This is a genomic window from Enterobacter sp. Taxon_8 (genome assembly GCF_058354585.1).
The window spans coordinates 2,377,332-2,392,846 of sequence record NZ_CM177989.1 but is presented as its reverse complement, the minus strand read 5'-3'; the positions used below and the strand labels follow the sequence as shown (position 1 = coordinate 2,392,846).

The window sequence follows — 15,515 nt, the reverse complement described above, 5'->3', positions numbered from 1 at the left end:
TGGAGTGTTCCATTGTGTTTTATTTTGCAGGCGTCAAATTATCAGACGGTTAAGGTGAACCGTCCTATGTTTTACTTATGTTTCGGCACGCCCTTAATGACGCTATAATCCCCAAAATTTCCAACCGGTTTAGAAACAATCATGACAAAACTCACCTTACAAGAGCAGATGCTGAAAGCGGGCCTGGTCAGCAGCAAGAAAGCGGCGAAAGTGCAGCGCACGGCAAAGAAATCACGCGTTCAGGCGCGTGAGGCTCGGGAAGCGGTAGAAGAGAACAAGAAGGCGCAGATCGAGCGTGACAAGCTGCTGAGCGAGCAGCAGAAGCAGGCCGTGATGGCGAAAGAGTTTAAGGCGCAGGTGAAGCAGCTGATTGAGATGAACCGCATCACCGTGGCGAAAGGCAACATCACCTTTAACTTCACCGACGGTAATCTGATCAAAAAAATCGACGTCGACAAGCAAACCCAGGCTCAGCTGATCAACGGCCGTCTGGCGATTGCCCGTCTGGTGATTAACGCCAGCGGCGACTGCGAATACGCGATTATTCCGGCGGTGGTGGCCGATAAAATTGCCCAGCGCGATGCCGACAGCATCGTGTTAAACAGCGCGCTCAGCCAGGAAGAGCAGGACGAAGACGATCCGTACGCTGACTTCAAAATCCCTGACGATTTGATGTGGTAAAACGCGTTCAGAACGGGGCGGCGTGTCGGGCGTTAACCGGCTCTCCGCTCATGGGATGAATAAAATTCAGCTCGCTGGCATGCAGCATCAGCCGCGGCGTTCCTTCAGCGCCCGGTACGTCAAGACCACCATACAGATCGCAGCCCAGAATCGGGTGCCCCAGCCGCTGGCAGTGAATACGCAGCTGATGGGTTCGCCCGGTCTCCGGAGTAAGTTCAACCCGCGTTAACGGCAGTCCCGTCTCCTGATAAAACCGTTCCACCACCCGATAGCGGGAGCGGGCGGGTTTCCCGGTGATGGCGCAGATCGACATCAGCGGGAACAGCGCCGGGTCTTTGGCAATCGGCGCATCGATTACACCTTCGTCATTTTCCACATGTCCGCAAAGCAGGGCGCTGTAGACTTTCTCCACGCTACGCTGGCTGAACTGCTGGCACAGTGCCGCGTTGATGGTCTTATTGCGCGCAACCACCATCAGCCCGGACGTGCCGAAGTCCAGGCGGTGTACCAGCGTGCAGCCGGGGAAGGTCTGGACCAGACGATAGTGAACGGAATCAAGGTTTTGCGGATTTTTTCCCGAGAGGCTGAGCAGGCCGGAAGGCTTATCGATCAGCAGCAGATGTTCATCCTGCCAGAGGATCTGAATGTCATCGTGACACGGTGGGGCAATAAAAGAATCAATGATCGCAGACATCAGGCCGCCCGGCTGGAGAGTGGGAGCGGATGATAACGAAATGCGGGGGAAAAGAAAAACCCTCCCACCGGGCGGTGAGAGGGTGAAGTCTTACGCTGCAACCAGGCTGTCGATAGCGGCTTTCGCGTCGGTCTGCGCTTTGGTCGCCACTTCAGGACCGTAGGCGATACCTTCAGCGAACACGAAGTTCACGTCAGTGATGCCGATGAAGCCCAGGAACAGGCTCAGGTACGGCGCAACCAGGTCGGTTGGGGTGTCTTTATGGATGCCGCCACGGCTGGTCAGTACGATCGCACGTTTGCCTTTCACCAGACCTTCAGGGCCATTCTCGGTGTAACGGAAGGTTACGCCAGCGCGTGCCACCAGGTCGAAGTAGTTCTTCAGCTGGGTAGGGATGTTGAAGTTGTACATTGGGGCGTTGATGACGATAACGTCGTGCGCCTGCAGCTCGGCAATCAGCTCGTCAGAGAGCGCCAGGGCTTCCTGCTGACGTGGGCTCAGCGGTGCATCGCTTGGGCGCAGCGCGCCAACCAGCTCGCCATCCAGCACAGGAATTGGGTTTGCAGCCAGGTCACGCACGGTGATTTCGTCAGCAGAATGCTGTTCACGCCACTGTTCAACGAAGTAATCAGACAGCTGACCAGACTGAGAGTACCCTGCCAGAATACTGGATTTCAAAACTAATACTTTGCTCATGGGTGATTCCTGTTTTTGCATTTGATTGAAGGGGGTTGCCCCGTTGCTTGTTGACACTCTATTCACAATCCTGCCATAGAGATAGCGCAATATATCGAAGCCTATGTTCGAATTTTTTGAATAAGGCGCGAAAGGCGTCATTGTGGTACTCTATAGCAATCATTAAAAAGAGAATTTATCAGGGCGTGTACTGCCCTTTAACGCTATGACAGAACAACAAAAATTCACCTTCCCGATCCTCCTGCAACAGCTCGATTCTCTGATGCTGCGCGACAAACAGCGTTTCGCCCGCCGTCTGCACGGCGTTAAGAAGGTTAAAAATCCTGATGCTCAGCAGGCCATTTACCAGGAGATGGCGAAAGAGATTGAACAGGCGGCAGGGAAAGTCTTGCTGCGCGAAGCCGCGCGACCGGCGATTACCTACCCGGAAAACCTGCCCGTCAGCCAGAAAAAACAGGACATCCTTGAGGCCGTCCGCGACCACCAGGTGGTCATTGTCGCGGGTGAAACCGGTTCGGGGAAAACCACCCAGCTGCCGAAAATCTGTATGGAGCTGGGCCGCGGGATCAAAGGCCTGATTGGCCACACCCAGCCGCGTCGTCTGGCGGCGCGCACCGTTGCCAACCGTATTGCCGAAGAGCTGCAGACGGAGCCGGGCGGCTGCATCGGCTACAAGGTCCGTTTCAGCGACCACGTGAGCGATAACACCATGGTCAAGCTGATGACCGACGGTATTCTGCTGGCGGAAATCCAGCAGGATCGCCTGCTGATGCAGTACGACACCATCATCATTGACGAAGCGCACGAGCGCAGCCTGAACATCGATTTCCTGCTCGGCTACCTGAAAGAGCTGCTGCCGCGCCGCCCGGATCTGAAAATCATCATCACCTCCGCGACCATCGACCCGGAACGCTTCTCGAAGCACTTCAACAATGCGCCGATTATCGAGGTGTCAGGTCGCACGTATCCCGTGGAAGTGCGCTATCGCCCGATTGTGGAAGAGGCGGATGATACCGAGCGCGACCAGCTGCAGGCCATCTTCGATGCCGTTGACGAGTTGGGTAACGAAAGCGCGGGCGACATTCTGATCTTCATGAGCGGCGAACGCGAAATCCGCGATACCGCCGATGCGCTCAGCAAGCGCGACCTGCGCCATACCGAGATCCTGCCGCTGTACGCCCGTCTGTCCAACAGCGAGCAGAACCGCGTCTTCCAGCCGCACGGCGGGCGCCGCATCGTCCTGGCGACCAACGTGGCGGAAACCTCGCTGACCGTGCCGGGAATTAAATACGTTATCGACCCGGGCACGGCGCGCATCAGCCGCTACAGCTACCGCACCAAGGTCCAGCGGCTGCCGATTGAGCCGGTCTCCCAGGCGTCCGCTAACCAGCGTAAGGGCCGCTGCGGCCGCGTGTCGGAAGGGATCTGTATTCGTCTCTATTCCGAAGATGATTTCCTGTCGCGCCCGGAGTTTACCGACCCGGAAATTCTGCGCACCAACCTGGCGTCCGTTATCCTGCAGATGACCGCCCTGGGGCTGGGCGACATCGCGGCGTTCCCGTTCGTCGAAGCGCCGGACAAACGCAACATTCAGGACGGCGTGCGTCTGCTGGAAGAGCTCGGGGCGATTACCACCGACGAGCAGGCGACGGTCTACAAGCTGACGCCGCTGGGCCGCCAGCTCAGTCAATTGCCGGTCGACCCGCGTCTGGCGCGCATGGTTCTGGAAGCGCAAAAGCACGGCTGCGTGCGCGAGGCGATGATCATCACCTCTGCGCTCTCCATTCAGGACCCGCGCGAGCGCCCGATGGACAAACAGCAGGCGTCTGACGAAAAGCACCGCCGCTTCCACGACAAAGAGTCCGATTTCCTCGCCTTCGTGAACCTGTGGAACTACCTCGGCGAGCAGCAGAAAGCGCTCTCCTCGAACCAGTTCCGCCGCCAGTGCCGCGTGGATTTCCTCAACTACCTGCGCGTGCGCGAGTGGCAGGATATCTACACCCAGCTGCGCCAGGTGGTGAAAGAGCTGGGCATTCCGGTGAACAGCGAACCGGCGGAGTACCGCGAAATCCATATCGCGCTGCTGACCGGCCTGCTGTCCCACATTGGAATGAAGGACGCCGAGAAGCAGGAGTATACCGGCGCGCGCAACGCCCGTTTCGCCATCTTCCCGGGTTCCGGCCTTTTCAAGAAGCCGCCGAAGTGGACCATGGTCGCGGAGCTGGTGGAAACCAGCCGCCTGTGGGGACGCATTGCGGCCCGTATCGATCCGGAATGGGTGGAGCCGGTGGCGCAGCATCTGCTTAAGCGCTCGTACAGTGAACCGCACTGGGAGCGCGCGCAGGGCGCGGTGATGGCGACCGAGAAAGTGACCGTTTACGGCCTGCCGGTGGTCGCCGCGCGTAAGGTCAACTACAGCCAGATCGATCCGGCCCTGTGCCGCGAGCTGTTTATCCGCCACGCGCTGGTGGAGGGTGACTGGCAGACGCGGCACGCCTTCTTCCGTGAAAACCTGAAGCTGCGCGCCGAAGTGGAAGAGCTGGAGCATAAATCGCGCCGCCGCGACATCCTGGTGGATGATGAAGCGCTGTTCGAGTTTTACGACCAGCGCATCAGCCACGATGTTATCTCTGCCCGCCACTTCGACAGCTGGTGGAAGAAGGCCAGCAAAGAGACGCCGGACCTGCTCAACTTTGAAAAGAGCATGCTGATTAAAGAGGGAGCGGAGTCGGTCAGCAAGCTCGACTACCCGAACTTCTGGCATCAGGGCAACCTCAAGCTGCGTCTGACCTATCAGTTTGAGCCAGGGGCAGACGCGGACGGCGTGACCGTCCACATTCCGCTGCCGCTGTTAAACCAGGTGGACGAGAGCGGGTTCGAGTGGCAAATCCCCGGCCTGCGCCGCGAGCTGGTGATTGCGCTGATCAAATCCCTGCCGAAACCGGTGCGCCGCAACTTTGTGCCTGCCCCAAACTACGCGGAAGCGTTTTTGGGCCGCGTCACGCCGCTGGAGCTGCCGCTGCTGGACGCGCTGGAGCGTGAATTCCGCCGCATGACCGGGACGACCATCGACCGCGACGACTGGAACTGGGATCAGGTGCCCGATCACCTGAAAATCAGCTTCCGCGTGGTGGACGATAAAAACAAAAAGCTGCTGGAAGGGCGTTCCCTGAGCGAGCTGAAAGAGGCGCTGAAAGGCAAAGTCCAGGAGACGCTCTCTGCGGTGGCCGACGACGGCATCGAGCAGAGCGGGCTGCATATCTGGAGCTTTGGCCAACTTCCGGAAAGCTACGAACAGAAGCGCGGCAACTATAAGGTCAAAGCCTGGCCTGCGCTGGTGGACGAGCGCGACAGCGTGGCAATCAAACTGTTTGATAACCCGCAGGAACAGCAGCAGATGATGTGGCGCGGGCTGCGTCGCCTGCTGCTGCTTAATATCCCGTCGCCGATTAAATATCTGCACGAGAAGCTGCCGAACAAGGCCAAGCTGGGGCTCTACTTTAACCCGTACGGCAAGGTGCTGGATCTGATTGACGACTGCATCTCCTGCGGCGTGGACAAGCTGATCCACGAGGCGGGCGGTCCGGTCTGGACGGAAGAGGGCTTTGCCCAGCTTCATGAAAAGGTGCGCGCGGAGCTGAACGACACCGTGGTGGACATCGCGAAGCAGGTCGAGCAGATCCTCACCACCGTGTTCAATATCAACAAGCGCCTGAAGGGGCGCGTGGATATGACCATGGCGCTGGGGCTGTCGGATGTTAAAGCGCAGATGGCGGGACTGGTGTACCGTGGCTTTGTGACCGGCAACGGCTTCAATCGTCTCGGCGATACGCTGCGCTATCTGCAGGCGATTGAAAAACGGCTGGAGAAGATGGCCATCGATCCGCACCGCGATCGCGCGCAGATGCTGAAAGTGGAGAGCGTCCAGCAGGCGTGGCAGCAGTGGCTCAACAAACTGCCGCCTGCCCGCCGCGACGATGAAGACGTGCAGGCGATCCGCTGGATGATCGAGGAGCTGCGCGTCAGCTTCTTTGCCCAGCAGCTCGGTACGCCGTATCCGATTTCGGATAAGCGTATTCTGCAGGCGATGGAGCAGATTTCCGGTTAAACCCTTGCCGGGTTTTCTCCCTCTCCCTGTGGGAGAGGGTCGGGGTGAGGGCATCAGCCCCGCACAATTTTCACCCGTTCACAATCGCCAGCGTAAACCCATCCCATCCCTTAACCCCCACCGTTTGCAGCGCGGTGGCGGTTAAACGCGGATTATCTCCTGTCATCTCAATAAAACGCCGCACGCCCAGCACGCGCGCGTCGTCGCTTTCCCCGTTGATTACCTCGCCGTCACGCACCACATTATCGCCGATAATTACCGTGCCGGGGCGGGAGTAGTGCAGTGCCCACTCCAGATAGCCGGGATTGTTTGGCTTATCGGCATCAATAAAGATCAGGTCGAACGGCGGAACGTCGCCGAAATTCTCCAGCGAGCTCAGCGCCGGGCCTTCAATTAATTCAATGCGTTCGTTTAACCCCGCAAGCTGAATATTCTCGCGCGCAACGCGGGCATGCGTGGGATCGGCCTCAAGCGTAATCAGCTTACCGTCCGGCGGCAGCGCACGCGCCATCCAGATTGAGCTGTAGGCACCCAGCGTACCGATCTCAAGTATCCGCCGCGCCTGCGTCATGCGCACGAACAGCGCCAGCAGCTGCCCCTGATTGGCCGCTACGTCGTGCTCGGGGAGCCCGGCGCGTTTGTTGTTTTCCAGAACCTGATTCAGTACGTCATCGTCAGGAATAAGCGACGAAATCATGAAATTATCAACTGCAGACCACTGTTGTTGCATAGATTGTCTCCTGAGGGGGAATCGCCGGGTGGCGGCTGCGCCTTACCCGGCCTACGTGACGAAATCCAGGCCCGTTAAGCGCCTTCAGACATTGACCCAGCCGCCGCCCAGCGCTTTATACAAATCAATCTGCGCCAGCAGCAGGTTATTTTTCACCTGCACGACGCTGGTCTGAACCGAGTACAGCGTGCGCTGCGCGTCCAGCACGTCCAGATAGGAGGAGTAGCCGTTGCGATTGCGGTTCTGCGCAATGCGCAGCGTCTCCTGGGCCACCTCCTGCTGGGCAAGCAGCTCCTTCAGCTGTTCCTGATAGCGACTTATCGCATCAAGGCTGTTGTTCACTTCGGCAAACGCGTTACGCACGGTTTTTTCATAGGCGTACAGCGCCTGGTTACGCTGGGACTGAGAAATATCCACCTGCGCATTCAGCGCCTGGCGGTTCAGCAGCGGGGCAAGGATACTACCTCCGACGCTCCAGAGCTGAAGCGGGTTGTCCAGCAGGCCGGAAAGGGTGCGATCCTGAACCGAACCGGTGGCGGTCAGGTTGATCGACGGCAGCAGGCTGGCGCGCGACGCCGCGAGCGAGGCGTCAGCCGCCACCAGCTGGCGTTCGGCCTGGACGATATCCGGCCTGCGGTTCAGGAGCGCAGAAGGCAGCTGTGACGGGAGCTTCAGGGGCGTCAGCGTCTCATAGCGTTCACTGCGAGCCACCGCGCCAGGATTGCTTCCCAGCAGCAGGCTGAGGGCATTCTCCTGCTGCGCAATCTGATGCTGCAACAAGGGAACTTGCGCCCGCGTTGAGCGCAGTTCGGAATCCGACTGCATTAGCTCCAGGCGCGAGCTGTAGCCCGTCTCAAACTGACGTTTCGCGAGGTTAAACGCCTCTTCGCGTGATTTCAGGGTGGATTCGGTCACGCGCAGCTGTTCGTCAAGCGAGAGCAGGGTGACATACCCTGATGCAACGGAAGACGCGACGGTCAAATCCGCGGCCGCGGCGGCGGCTTTTTGCGCCGCCAGCGAGGCCTCGGCGGCTCTGGCCGTGCTGCGGTTGACGTCCCAGATATCCACGTCATAGCTCGCCGTCAGGCTACCTCTGTACAGCGTGCCGTAGACCGGCAGCCCGGTCGCGGCGGACTGCGAACGGGCGCGCGTCCCGGTTACGCCCGCGTCAAGCGAAGGAAACAGGCTCCCGTCAGCTGCATAGACCCGCGCCTGATACTCGTTAATTCGTTCGCGGGCGATCAGCACGTCGCTGTTATTCTTAAGCGCCTGATCCACATAGCGGTTGAGGTGGTTGTCATGAAAATTGCGCCACCAGAGCTGCTCCGCCGGGCTGGCAGGGCCGGAGACGGTGCGCCACTGCGCAGGAATTTGCAGCGTTGGCTGCGCCGGTTTTACGTCTGCGGACTGGCATCCGGCCAGCATGACCGCCGCCGCCAGCGCGGCAATCGGGCGAAGGATCATTACTTCGCCTCCCGCGTATCAATGGTCACCTGTACCGACATACCCGGACGCAGCAGCGCGGAGTCCTCAGGCTTACCGAGCACCTCAATGCGCACCGGAATACGCTGGGCGATTTTGACAAAGTTGCCGGTGGCGTTGTCCGGCGTGATGGCGCTGAACTCCACGCCGGTCGCCGGGGAAATACTCTCCACGCGGCCCTGATACGCTTTGTTGTTCAGGGCATCTACGGTGAACTTCACCGGCTGGCCGACGCGCAGCTCTGCGAGCTGAGTCTCTTTAATATTCGCAATGACCCAGTGCTGAGGCGGCACCAGGGTGGTGAGATGGGTTCCGGCGGTCACGTACGCCCCGAGACGCACGGCGATCTGGCCGAGCTGGCCGTCGCGCGGGGCGATGATGCGGGTGTTTTGCAGGTCAATCTGCGCCAGCTCAAGCGCCGCTTTCGCGTTTTCGACATCCGCCTCCAGCGCGCCGCGGTTCACAATCACCGTCTGCAGATCCTGACGCGACATCTCAAGGGCGGCTTTCGCCTGGTCGATGTCGGCACTGCCCTGGGCGGCACTGGCCAGCGCCGCGTCGCGCTCGCGAATGGAAAGCGAGCCGTCAGAGGTCAGCTCTTTCACCCGCTTTAAATCCGCCTGGCTTTTCAGGCTCTGGGCGCGGGCATTTTTCAGCGCGGCGTCATTTTTGGCGATGACGGCTTCGGCGCTTTTACGCTGCTGCAGGTTGTTATTCAGGGCGGCAATTTTCATCGCCAGCTGCGCCTCGGCCTGATGCACGCGCTGCCGATAGATTCGGTCATCGATCTGCACCAGCAGGTCGCCTTTTTTGACCTGCTCAAAGTCCTGAACCTTGACCTCAGTGATATAGCCGTTTACCTGCGGGCTTATAAACGTCGTCTGACCGCGCACGTAGGCATTATCGGTAAACTGCGCGTGACGGGTGAACGGCGGCAGCTGCCACGCGTAAAGGATCACCAGCACGCCGACGATACCGATGGCGGCGGCGGTGAAAACGGAAACAATGCGCACATTTTTGCGGGTGTTGGCCTGCTCTTTGGCGGCATCCTGCTGACTCATAAACTCTCCAGAACTCTTTCAATTATTTGTTGCCGGTGGCGTTCTTCAGCGCCAGACGGGCAGTGATGCGCAGGCGCAGCAAGCGCCATAAAATCCAGACCAGCGTGGCGGCAGCGATGCTCGCCGTCAGCAGATAAGTATCGTTGTAGGCCAGAATATTCGCCTCCAGCGCGGTGACCGTTTGCAGCTGCGTTATCGCCTGGGTTCCCAGCAGCGCGCTGTCGCCAATCAGGCTTTTGTACATCTGGGTATAAAGCTGAATTCGCTCGTTGACCAGCGGGTTGAGCGTGGTGAGCTGGTCCGCCAGCAGGCTGGAGTGGTATTTCTCGCGCCAGGTCTGGAAGGTGCCGAGGATCGCGGAGCCCAGCAGGCCGCCGAGGTTCTGGCTCATGCCAAACATCACCGAGAAGCTGACCAGGTTGCGTGGGTCGGCGATCACGCCGCCAATGGCGGCCAGCATGGCGGGCGCCAGGAAGAAGGCGCTGCCGAAGCCGAGCAGGAACTGGCTTAGCATCAGCTGATCCGGGCGGGTCAGGTTGTTAGACTGGCTGTCCAGCAGCGAGGCAACAATCATCAGCGCCAGGGAGGTAATAATTGGCCACGCCAGTTTGGTGGGCTTGATGGTCAGACAGCTGGTGACGATCCCGCAGACGATCCCGGCGAAAATAGACCACGCCAGGTGCGTCATCTGCTCGTTCTGTAAGCCCACGTACTGCAGCCAGCCGATGACGCCGGTGTTCTGCTCGGCCAGCACGATACGGATCAGCAGCATAATCAGCCCCAGGCGGACGATGCTGCCGCTCGACAGCCAGCGGGTGTTCAGCAGCGGGTTAGTGCGGTTATGTTCAAAGACGATGGCCGCCACAATCAGCACCAGCGATAGCGCCAGCGACCAGCCAATCCACGGCGCTTCGAACCACCAGTCAAGGCGGCCTAACGAGAGCACGGCGCAGAGCAAGGCCATCCCGGGGGCCATTAAAAAGAAGGTGATAAAATCCTTTTTCTCGAATACCTTGCGCCGGTCGCCCGGCGGCAGTTTTAAGGCTATCACGCAGGCCAGGGAGATCAGCGCCAGCCCCAGCTCGAAGAAATAGAGCCCGCGCCACTCGTCCAGCTGCAGCAGCTCGGTTGAAAACAGGCGCGCCAGCGGGATGGCGAGCGACGACCCGGTGATGCCAATGGTCAGCGCCTTCAGGCGGTGCTTCGCAGGCCAGGCCTGGATCTGGTAATAAATCCCCAGCGAGCTGAGCGCGGCGGCCACCATGCCGTGCGCGGCGCGAACCATCAGCGCCGAGCTGAGATCGTTAACGAACAGGTGGAAAAAGGTGACCAGCACGTACAGCACCAGAAACCCTTCCGTAAAGGCCCGCAAACCGTACTGCTGGCGGAATTTGACCAGTAGCAGGTTAATGGAGATGTTGGTCATCACATAGACCGCGGGCAGCCATGCGATTTCGGTCGACCAGGCGCCGAATGTCCCCTGCAAATTTTGCAAGTTGGCGGTCACCACCGCATTCCCCAGCGCCCCCGTCAGGCAGACCAGCAGGCCCACGACGCCGTAGGCAATGCGTTTTGGCGTACTGTGTTCTGGCGTGGAGGGCGAACCCAGCAGGGCGGGTTTCTCATGTGGCTGCCACTCGCGAGGAGCATAAGGGTCGCGTTCGGGCAGGCGCATAACGTCGTTTACCTTAGAAATGATTGGATAATTAGCGGGCTAGCGATTCTACGTCTGCCGCAAATGATAATTCAAGTGAATATGATTTACGCATGTTAATCAAATGGTGAAGGGAAATTTAAGGAAAAAGAGCGGCCCGCAGGACGGGCCGGGAACGGTCAGAGACGTTCGGGCTGCGCCTGGATGAGTGTTGCACGCTTAACGCGGCAGGCGCAGAAAATCGCGATTAAGGAAATGGTTACCGTGACGGCAAGATACCAGGCCACCGGCACCCAGTCGCCGTCATATTTTGCCAGCAGGCCGGTGGCAATCAGCGGGGCGGTACCGCCGGCCAGCGCGGCACCCAGCTGATAGCCGAGCGTAATGCCGGTGTAGCGCACGTTTGCACTAAAAATTTCAGAGCACAGCGTGCCGAGTACCGCCGTGACAGGGGCCCACAGCACGCCAAAGGCGATGACCGTCGCGAGCACGATGCCCCAGGTTGTACCGGTATTGAGCAGCATAAACCACGGTACGATAAACAGGCCAAGCACGAAGACGCTGATTGCGTACATGCGCTGACGGCCTATTTTATCGGAGAGCAGCCCCATCAGCGGGATCATAATGGTCGCCACCAGGGCTCCCAGCGTCACGGCCTCAAGCGCCTGTGATTTTTGATAGGTCAGCGTGCTGGTGGCATAGCTCACTACAAACGTAGAGAAGATGTAGAAGGGGGCGGTTTCAACCACCTTCAGACCGGCGGCGATCAGCACTTCACGCCAGTGATGCTTCAGCGTATCGCGCAGCGGGGCCTTAGCCACCTGACCGGACGCTTTGACTCTCTTAAAATCGGGCGTTTCATCAATATCCTTGCGGATCCACAGGCCGAGCAACACCAGAACCGAACTCAGCAGGAACGGGATACGCCAGCCCCAGGAGAGAAAATCCTCCTCGCTGAACAGAGTCATCAGCGAAACGATAAAGGTTGCCATCAGCATGCCGATGGTGACGCCCGCTTGCGGAATGCTGCCGAAGAAGCCTTTACGTTTTTCTGGCGCGTATTCATAGGCCAGCAGCAGCGCGCCGCCCCATTCACCGCCGATGCCCATCCCCTGAATGATGCGCATCAGGATCAGCAGAGCGGGAGCCCACAGGCCAATCATCTCATACGTGGGCAGCAGACCAATCATGACGGTTGCACCCCCCATTAGTGAGAGGGTTAGAACGAGGGTTTTTTTACGTCCGATGCGGTCGCCAATATGGGCGAAAAGTACCCCGCCAATGGGGCGAATAAAAAAGGTTAATGAGAAAGAGAGATACGAGAGAATGAGACCGATCACCGGATCGACCATCGGGAAAAAGATCTTATTGAAGACCAGCGCGGCCGCCGTACCGTAGAGAAAATAGTCAAACCATTCAATGGCGCTCCCGGTAAGGCTGGCGATTAATACCTTTTTATTTTTTCGTAATACCGTCGTCGTACTTTCATGTTCTGTCATGACCTGAAACCCCGCCACGTTGATGATGAGAGAGAGGTGTCACCTGGCGCGCTTCAGGTGCAACCTGTGATGATGAAAAAGGTTATGAAATTGTTAAGCAACTTAGGGTTGGATGTTGTTTTTGGCAAGCGAAGGGGGGATAAAACTGGTCAGATCACGGTGAAATAAGCAGCGCCGGGTGCTTTTACATAACGTCTGCACAATACAATGTTTTGTAAGGCTGGAAATCAAAAGCATAATAGGCAGGTGCAACCCGATGATTTTTGGATGTTTCTGGTTATTTCAGAAAATGATAAATTCGGCGCTTCAACAACGTGAGGAGTTCACCATGGTTCAGCCCCATTTTCCCGTTCTGGCGAATGCCACGCTGGCGGCCATCAATACTGTCGGTGAATGGCTGGCGCAGGATGATCTGAGCGTGACGCGTCAGGCCCCGGAGATAGATGCGGTGATTCTGGCTGGAAACGCGGTGATCCCAACCATTGACGCGGCCTGCCGTATTGCCGCGCAGAGAGAAATCCCGCTCCTGATTAGCGGCGGCATCGGGCATTCGACCACCTTTTTATATGCTGCCATCGCCAGTCATCCGCGTTACCACACCGTACCGGTCGCAGGGCGGGCCGAAGCAAGCATTCTTGCCGACATTGCGCGGGAGTTCTGGCAGATCCCGCAGGGGCATCTGTGGGTTGAGGATCAATCCACCAACTGCGGTGAAAACGCGCGCTTTAGCTGGAACATGCTGAAACAGCGTCATCGAACGACCGGGCGGGTGCTGGTGGTGCAGGATCCGACGATGCAGCGCCGCACGATGGCGACGTTTGCCCGCGTTTGTCGGGATGAGTCCGAGTCACCGGAGTGGACAAGCCATCGCGGGTTTACGCCAACGCTGCAAAACGGAAAAGAGGGCGTGGAATTCGGTGAGGGCAACACCGGGCTGTGGCCCGTTGACCGCTATCTTTCTCTGGTTCTGGGGGAACTGCCGCGCCTGTATGATGACGCCAACGGCTATGGCCCGGCCGGGCGGGATTATATTGCTCACGTTGAATTCCCCGAGGCCGTCATGGACGCATGGAAACAGCTGCAGCAGGATCCGGTCCTGAAGGTGACGCGAAAAATCATCTGAGCACGGAACAATTCCCTCGCCCCAATGGGGAGAGGGTTAGGATGAGGGGAAAAAATCACAGTGCCGCAAACTTATCCAGCGTCCGCACCAGTTGAGTGACGAAACCGTATTCGTTGTCATACCAGGCAACGGCTTTCACCAGCTGAAGTTCTCCCGCCTCTGACACCTCCGTCTGCGTGGCGTCAAACACCGAACCATAGTGCGAGCCAATCACATCTGACGACACAATTTCTTCGTCGGTATACCCAAACGATTTATTGCCCTGCGTCGCCTTTTTCAGCGCGGCGTTGATCTCCTCAACGGTGACTTTCTTGCCCAGAATGGCCACGAGCTCGGTTACCGAACCCGTTTTTACCGGCACGCGCTGCGCGTGGCCCTTAAGTTTGCCGCTGAGCGCAGGGATCACCAGGCCAATGGCTTTGGCGGCACCCGTGGTGTGCGGAATAATGTTCTCTGCCGCCGCCCGGGAGGCGCGAAGGTCTTTCCCGCGCGGGCCATCTACCAGCGCCTGCGTACCGGTATAGGCGTGAATGGTGGTCATGGTGCCCACCTTAATTTCAAACGCATCGTTCAGGGCTTTCGCCAGCGGAGCGAGGCAGTTGGTGGTGCAGGAGGCGACGGAGATGATGGTATCACTGGCGTCAATGGTGTCGTCATTAACGCTGTAGACGATAGTTTTCATGTCACCCGCAGGCGCAGAAATCAGCACTTTCTTCGCGCCAGCGTCCAGGTGCGCCCGTGATTTCTCTTCAGAAGTATAAAAGCCGGTGCACTCCACGACGATATCCACGCCTGCGGCTTTCCACGGAATGTGCTTCGCCTCTTTCTCGGCGTACACCGCAATGGTTTTACCGTCCACAATCAGCGCATCCTCGGTGAAGTCCACGCTCCACGGGAAGCCACCGTAGTTGGAATCATGCCTTAGCAGGTAGGCCAGCACTTTCGGGGAGGTGAGGTCGTTGATGGCGACGACGGTATTACTGTCCTGGGTTTCAAGAAGGCGACGCAGTACAAGGCGCCCAATGCGTCCAAAGCCGTTAATGCCAATTTTACTCATGGTGTTCTCCTGTAAACGTGTCGATGCGACAGTTTGAACTCATCCAGGCTTAGACCATCACGGGCAGGGCGGCAATTGAAGATGCTTCATGCGGGAGGAAGTATTTGAAAAACCATACAGAAAAGTTAATGAATTTTTAAGGAAAGGGGATTATGTTGGCGCGGTAACTGTTTTTAATCGAGAAATCACATGCGCACTAAATATACAAGCCTGCAAATCGGCATCCACTGGCTGGTGTTTCTGTTAATCATCGTCGCCTACTGCGCCATGGAGTTCAGAGGTTTCTTCCCGCGCACCGCGCGCCCGGCGATCAACATGATCCACGTCTCTTGCGGTATCAGTATCCTGGTGCTGATGGTGACGCGTCTTCTGGTTCGCCTGAAGTTCCGCGCGCCACCGATTCAACCGAAGCCAAAAGCGATGGTGACGGGGATGTCCCATCTGGGGCATCTGGTGGTTTATCTGCTGTTTATTGCGCTGCCGCTGATTGGCATTGTGATGATGTATAACCGGGGCAGCGACTGGTTTGCTTTTGGCCTGGCGATGCCGCATGCGGCAGAGTCAAATTTTGACCTGGTTGATGTGCTGAAAGAGTGGCACGAAACGCTGGCAAATCTGGGCTATTTTGTGATTGGCCTGCACGCCGCGGCGGCGCTGATGCACCACTATTTCTGGAAAGATAATACCCTTCTGCGCATGATGCCGAAAAAGCGTTCGTAGTCTTTAACGC

12 protein-coding genes are annotated in these 15,515 nt (G+C 58.2%); 4 read left to right on the top strand and 8 right to left on the bottom strand.

Annotated elements, in window-relative coordinates:
• Positions 1–141: 141 nt before the first annotated feature.
• Positions 142–681 carry a DUF2058 domain-containing protein gene (locus tag AC4IBF_RS11220; protein WP_115875000.1) on the top strand — a complete coding sequence of 180 codons (540 nt, stop codon included), beginning with the start codon at positions 142–144 and terminating at the stop codon, positions 679–681.
• A gap of 7 nt (positions 682–688) precedes the next feature.
• Here AC4IBF_RS11220 and AC4IBF_RS11215 read toward each other — a convergent pair whose 3' ends face one another.
• On the bottom strand, positions 689–1,375 hold the full coding sequence (locus AC4IBF_RS11215) for an RluA family pseudouridine synthase (RefSeq protein ID WP_143345077.1): 687 nt from the start codon (positions 1,373–1,375) through the stop codon (positions 689–691).
• A gap of 90 nt (positions 1,376–1,465) precedes the next feature.
• Entirely contained in the window at positions 1,466–2,071 is a 606-nt protein-coding gene (azoR, locus tag AC4IBF_RS11210; protein WP_008502313.1) for an FMN-dependent NADH-azoreductase, read from the bottom strand.
• Between the two features lie 205 nt (positions 2,072–2,276).
• Here azoR and hrpA point away from each other — a divergent pair, with 205 nt between their 5' ends.
• Positions 2,277–6,179 (top strand): ATP-dependent RNA helicase HrpA, encoded by a 3,903-nt coding sequence (gene hrpA / locus AC4IBF_RS11205; RefSeq protein ID WP_491462820.1) that lies wholly within the window; start codon positions 2,277–2,279, stop codon positions 6,177–6,179.
• A 70-nt stretch (positions 6,180–6,249) separates the two neighbouring features.
• On the opposite strand, the gene AC4IBF_RS11200 is transcribed toward hrpA, so the two are convergent.
• The 5 genes from AC4IBF_RS11200 to AC4IBF_RS11180 form a co-directional block, all read right to left on the bottom strand.
• On the bottom strand, positions 6,250–6,909 hold the full coding sequence (locus tag AC4IBF_RS11200; protein WP_252092873.1) for an O-methyltransferase: 660 nt from the start codon (positions 6,907–6,909) through the stop codon (positions 6,250–6,252).
• A gap of 84 nt (positions 6,910–6,993) precedes the next feature.
• On the bottom strand, positions 6,994–8,373 hold the full coding sequence (locus AC4IBF_RS11195; RefSeq protein WP_252092874.1) for an efflux transporter outer membrane subunit: 1,380 nt from the start codon (positions 8,371–8,373) through the stop codon (positions 6,994–6,996).
• Positions 8,373–9,452 carry an HlyD family secretion protein gene (locus AC4IBF_RS11190; protein ID WP_111964667.1) on the bottom strand — a complete coding sequence of 360 codons (1,080 nt, stop codon included), beginning with the start codon at positions 9,450–9,452 and terminating at the stop codon, positions 8,373–8,375. Before AC4IBF_RS11190 ends, AC4IBF_RS11195 begins: the two co-directional genes overlap by 1 nt.
• Before the next feature lie 22 nt (positions 9,453–9,474).
• Positions 9,475–11,127, bottom strand: a complete 1,653-nt coding sequence (locus AC4IBF_RS11185; RefSeq protein ID WP_252092876.1) for an MFS transporter — start codon at positions 11,125–11,127, stop codon at positions 9,475–9,477.
• A gap of 158 nt (positions 11,128–11,285) precedes the next feature.
• Positions 11,286–12,605 (bottom strand): MFS transporter, encoded by a 1,320-nt coding sequence (locus AC4IBF_RS11180; RefSeq protein WP_143345084.1) that lies wholly within the window; start codon positions 12,603–12,605, stop codon positions 11,286–11,288.
• Positions 12,606–12,933: 328 nt separating this feature from the next.
• On the opposite strand from AC4IBF_RS11180, the gene AC4IBF_RS11175 reads away from it, so the two are divergent.
• The gene (locus tag AC4IBF_RS11175) at positions 12,934–13,728 is read left to right on the top strand and encodes a YdcF family protein (RefSeq protein WP_143345085.1); all 795 of its coding nucleotides are present in this window, start codon (positions 12,934–12,936) and stop codon (positions 13,726–13,728) included.
• A gap of 55 nt (positions 13,729–13,783) precedes the next feature.
• Here the strand turns inward: AC4IBF_RS11175 and gap are convergent, their stop codons facing one another.
• Positions 13,784–14,785, bottom strand: a complete 1,002-nt coding sequence (gap, locus tag AC4IBF_RS11170; protein WP_023311641.1) for a type I glyceraldehyde-3-phosphate dehydrogenase — start codon at positions 14,783–14,785, stop codon at positions 13,784–13,786.
• Positions 14,786–14,974: 189 nt separating this feature from the next.
• On the opposite strand from gap, the gene cybB reads away from it, so the two are divergent.
• Entirely contained in the window at positions 14,975–15,505 is a 531-nt protein-coding gene (cybB, locus tag AC4IBF_RS11165) for a cytochrome b561 (RefSeq protein ID WP_111964665.1), read from the top strand.
• Positions 15,506–15,515 lie beyond the last annotated feature (10 nt).

What these genes read in the sequence shown, in the direction of transcription:
- AC4IBF_RS11180 (WP_143345084.1), bottom strand. Translation starts at nt 12,605, where the DNA reads ATGACAGAACATGAAAGTACGACGACGGTATTACGAAAAAATAAAAAG.
- AC4IBF_RS11215 (WP_143345077.1), bottom strand. Translation starts at nt 1,375, where the DNA reads ATGTCTGCGATCATTGATTCTTTTATTGCCCCACCGTGTCACGATGAC.
- hrpA (WP_491462820.1), top strand. Translation starts at nt 2,277, where the DNA reads ATGACAGAACAACAAAAATTCACCTTCCCGATCCTCCTGCAACAGCTC.
- cybB (WP_111964665.1), top strand. Translation starts at nt 14,975, where the DNA reads ATGCGCACTAAATATACAAGCCTGCAAATCGGCATCCACTGGCTGGTG.
- AC4IBF_RS11175 (WP_143345085.1), top strand. Translation starts at nt 12,934, where the DNA reads ATGGTTCAGCCCCATTTTCCCGTTCTGGCGAATGCCACGCTGGCGGCC.
- AC4IBF_RS11190 (WP_111964667.1), bottom strand. Translation starts at nt 9,452, where the DNA reads ATGAGTCAGCAGGATGCCGCCAAAGAGCAGGCCAACACCCGCAAAAAT.
- AC4IBF_RS11195 (WP_252092874.1), bottom strand. Translation starts at nt 8,373, where the DNA reads ATGATCCTTCGCCCGATTGCCGCGCTGGCGGCGGCGGTCATGCTGGCC.
- gap (WP_023311641.1), bottom strand. Translation starts at nt 14,785, where the DNA reads ATGAGTAAAATTGGCATTAACGGCTTTGGACGCATTGGGCGCCTTGTA.
- AC4IBF_RS11185 (WP_252092876.1), bottom strand. Translation starts at nt 11,127, where the DNA reads ATGCGCCTGCCCGAACGCGACCCTTATGCTCCTCGCGAGTGGCAGCCA.
- AC4IBF_RS11220 (WP_115875000.1), top strand. Translation starts at nt 142, where the DNA reads ATGACAAAACTCACCTTACAAGAGCAGATGCTGAAAGCGGGCCTGGTC.
- AC4IBF_RS11200 (WP_252092873.1), bottom strand. Translation starts at nt 6,909, where the DNA reads ATGCAACAACAGTGGTCTGCAGTTGATAATTTCATGATTTCGTCGCTT.
- azoR (WP_008502313.1), bottom strand. Translation starts at nt 2,071, where the DNA reads ATGAGCAAAGTATTAGTTTTGAAATCCAGTATTCTGGCAGGGTACTCT.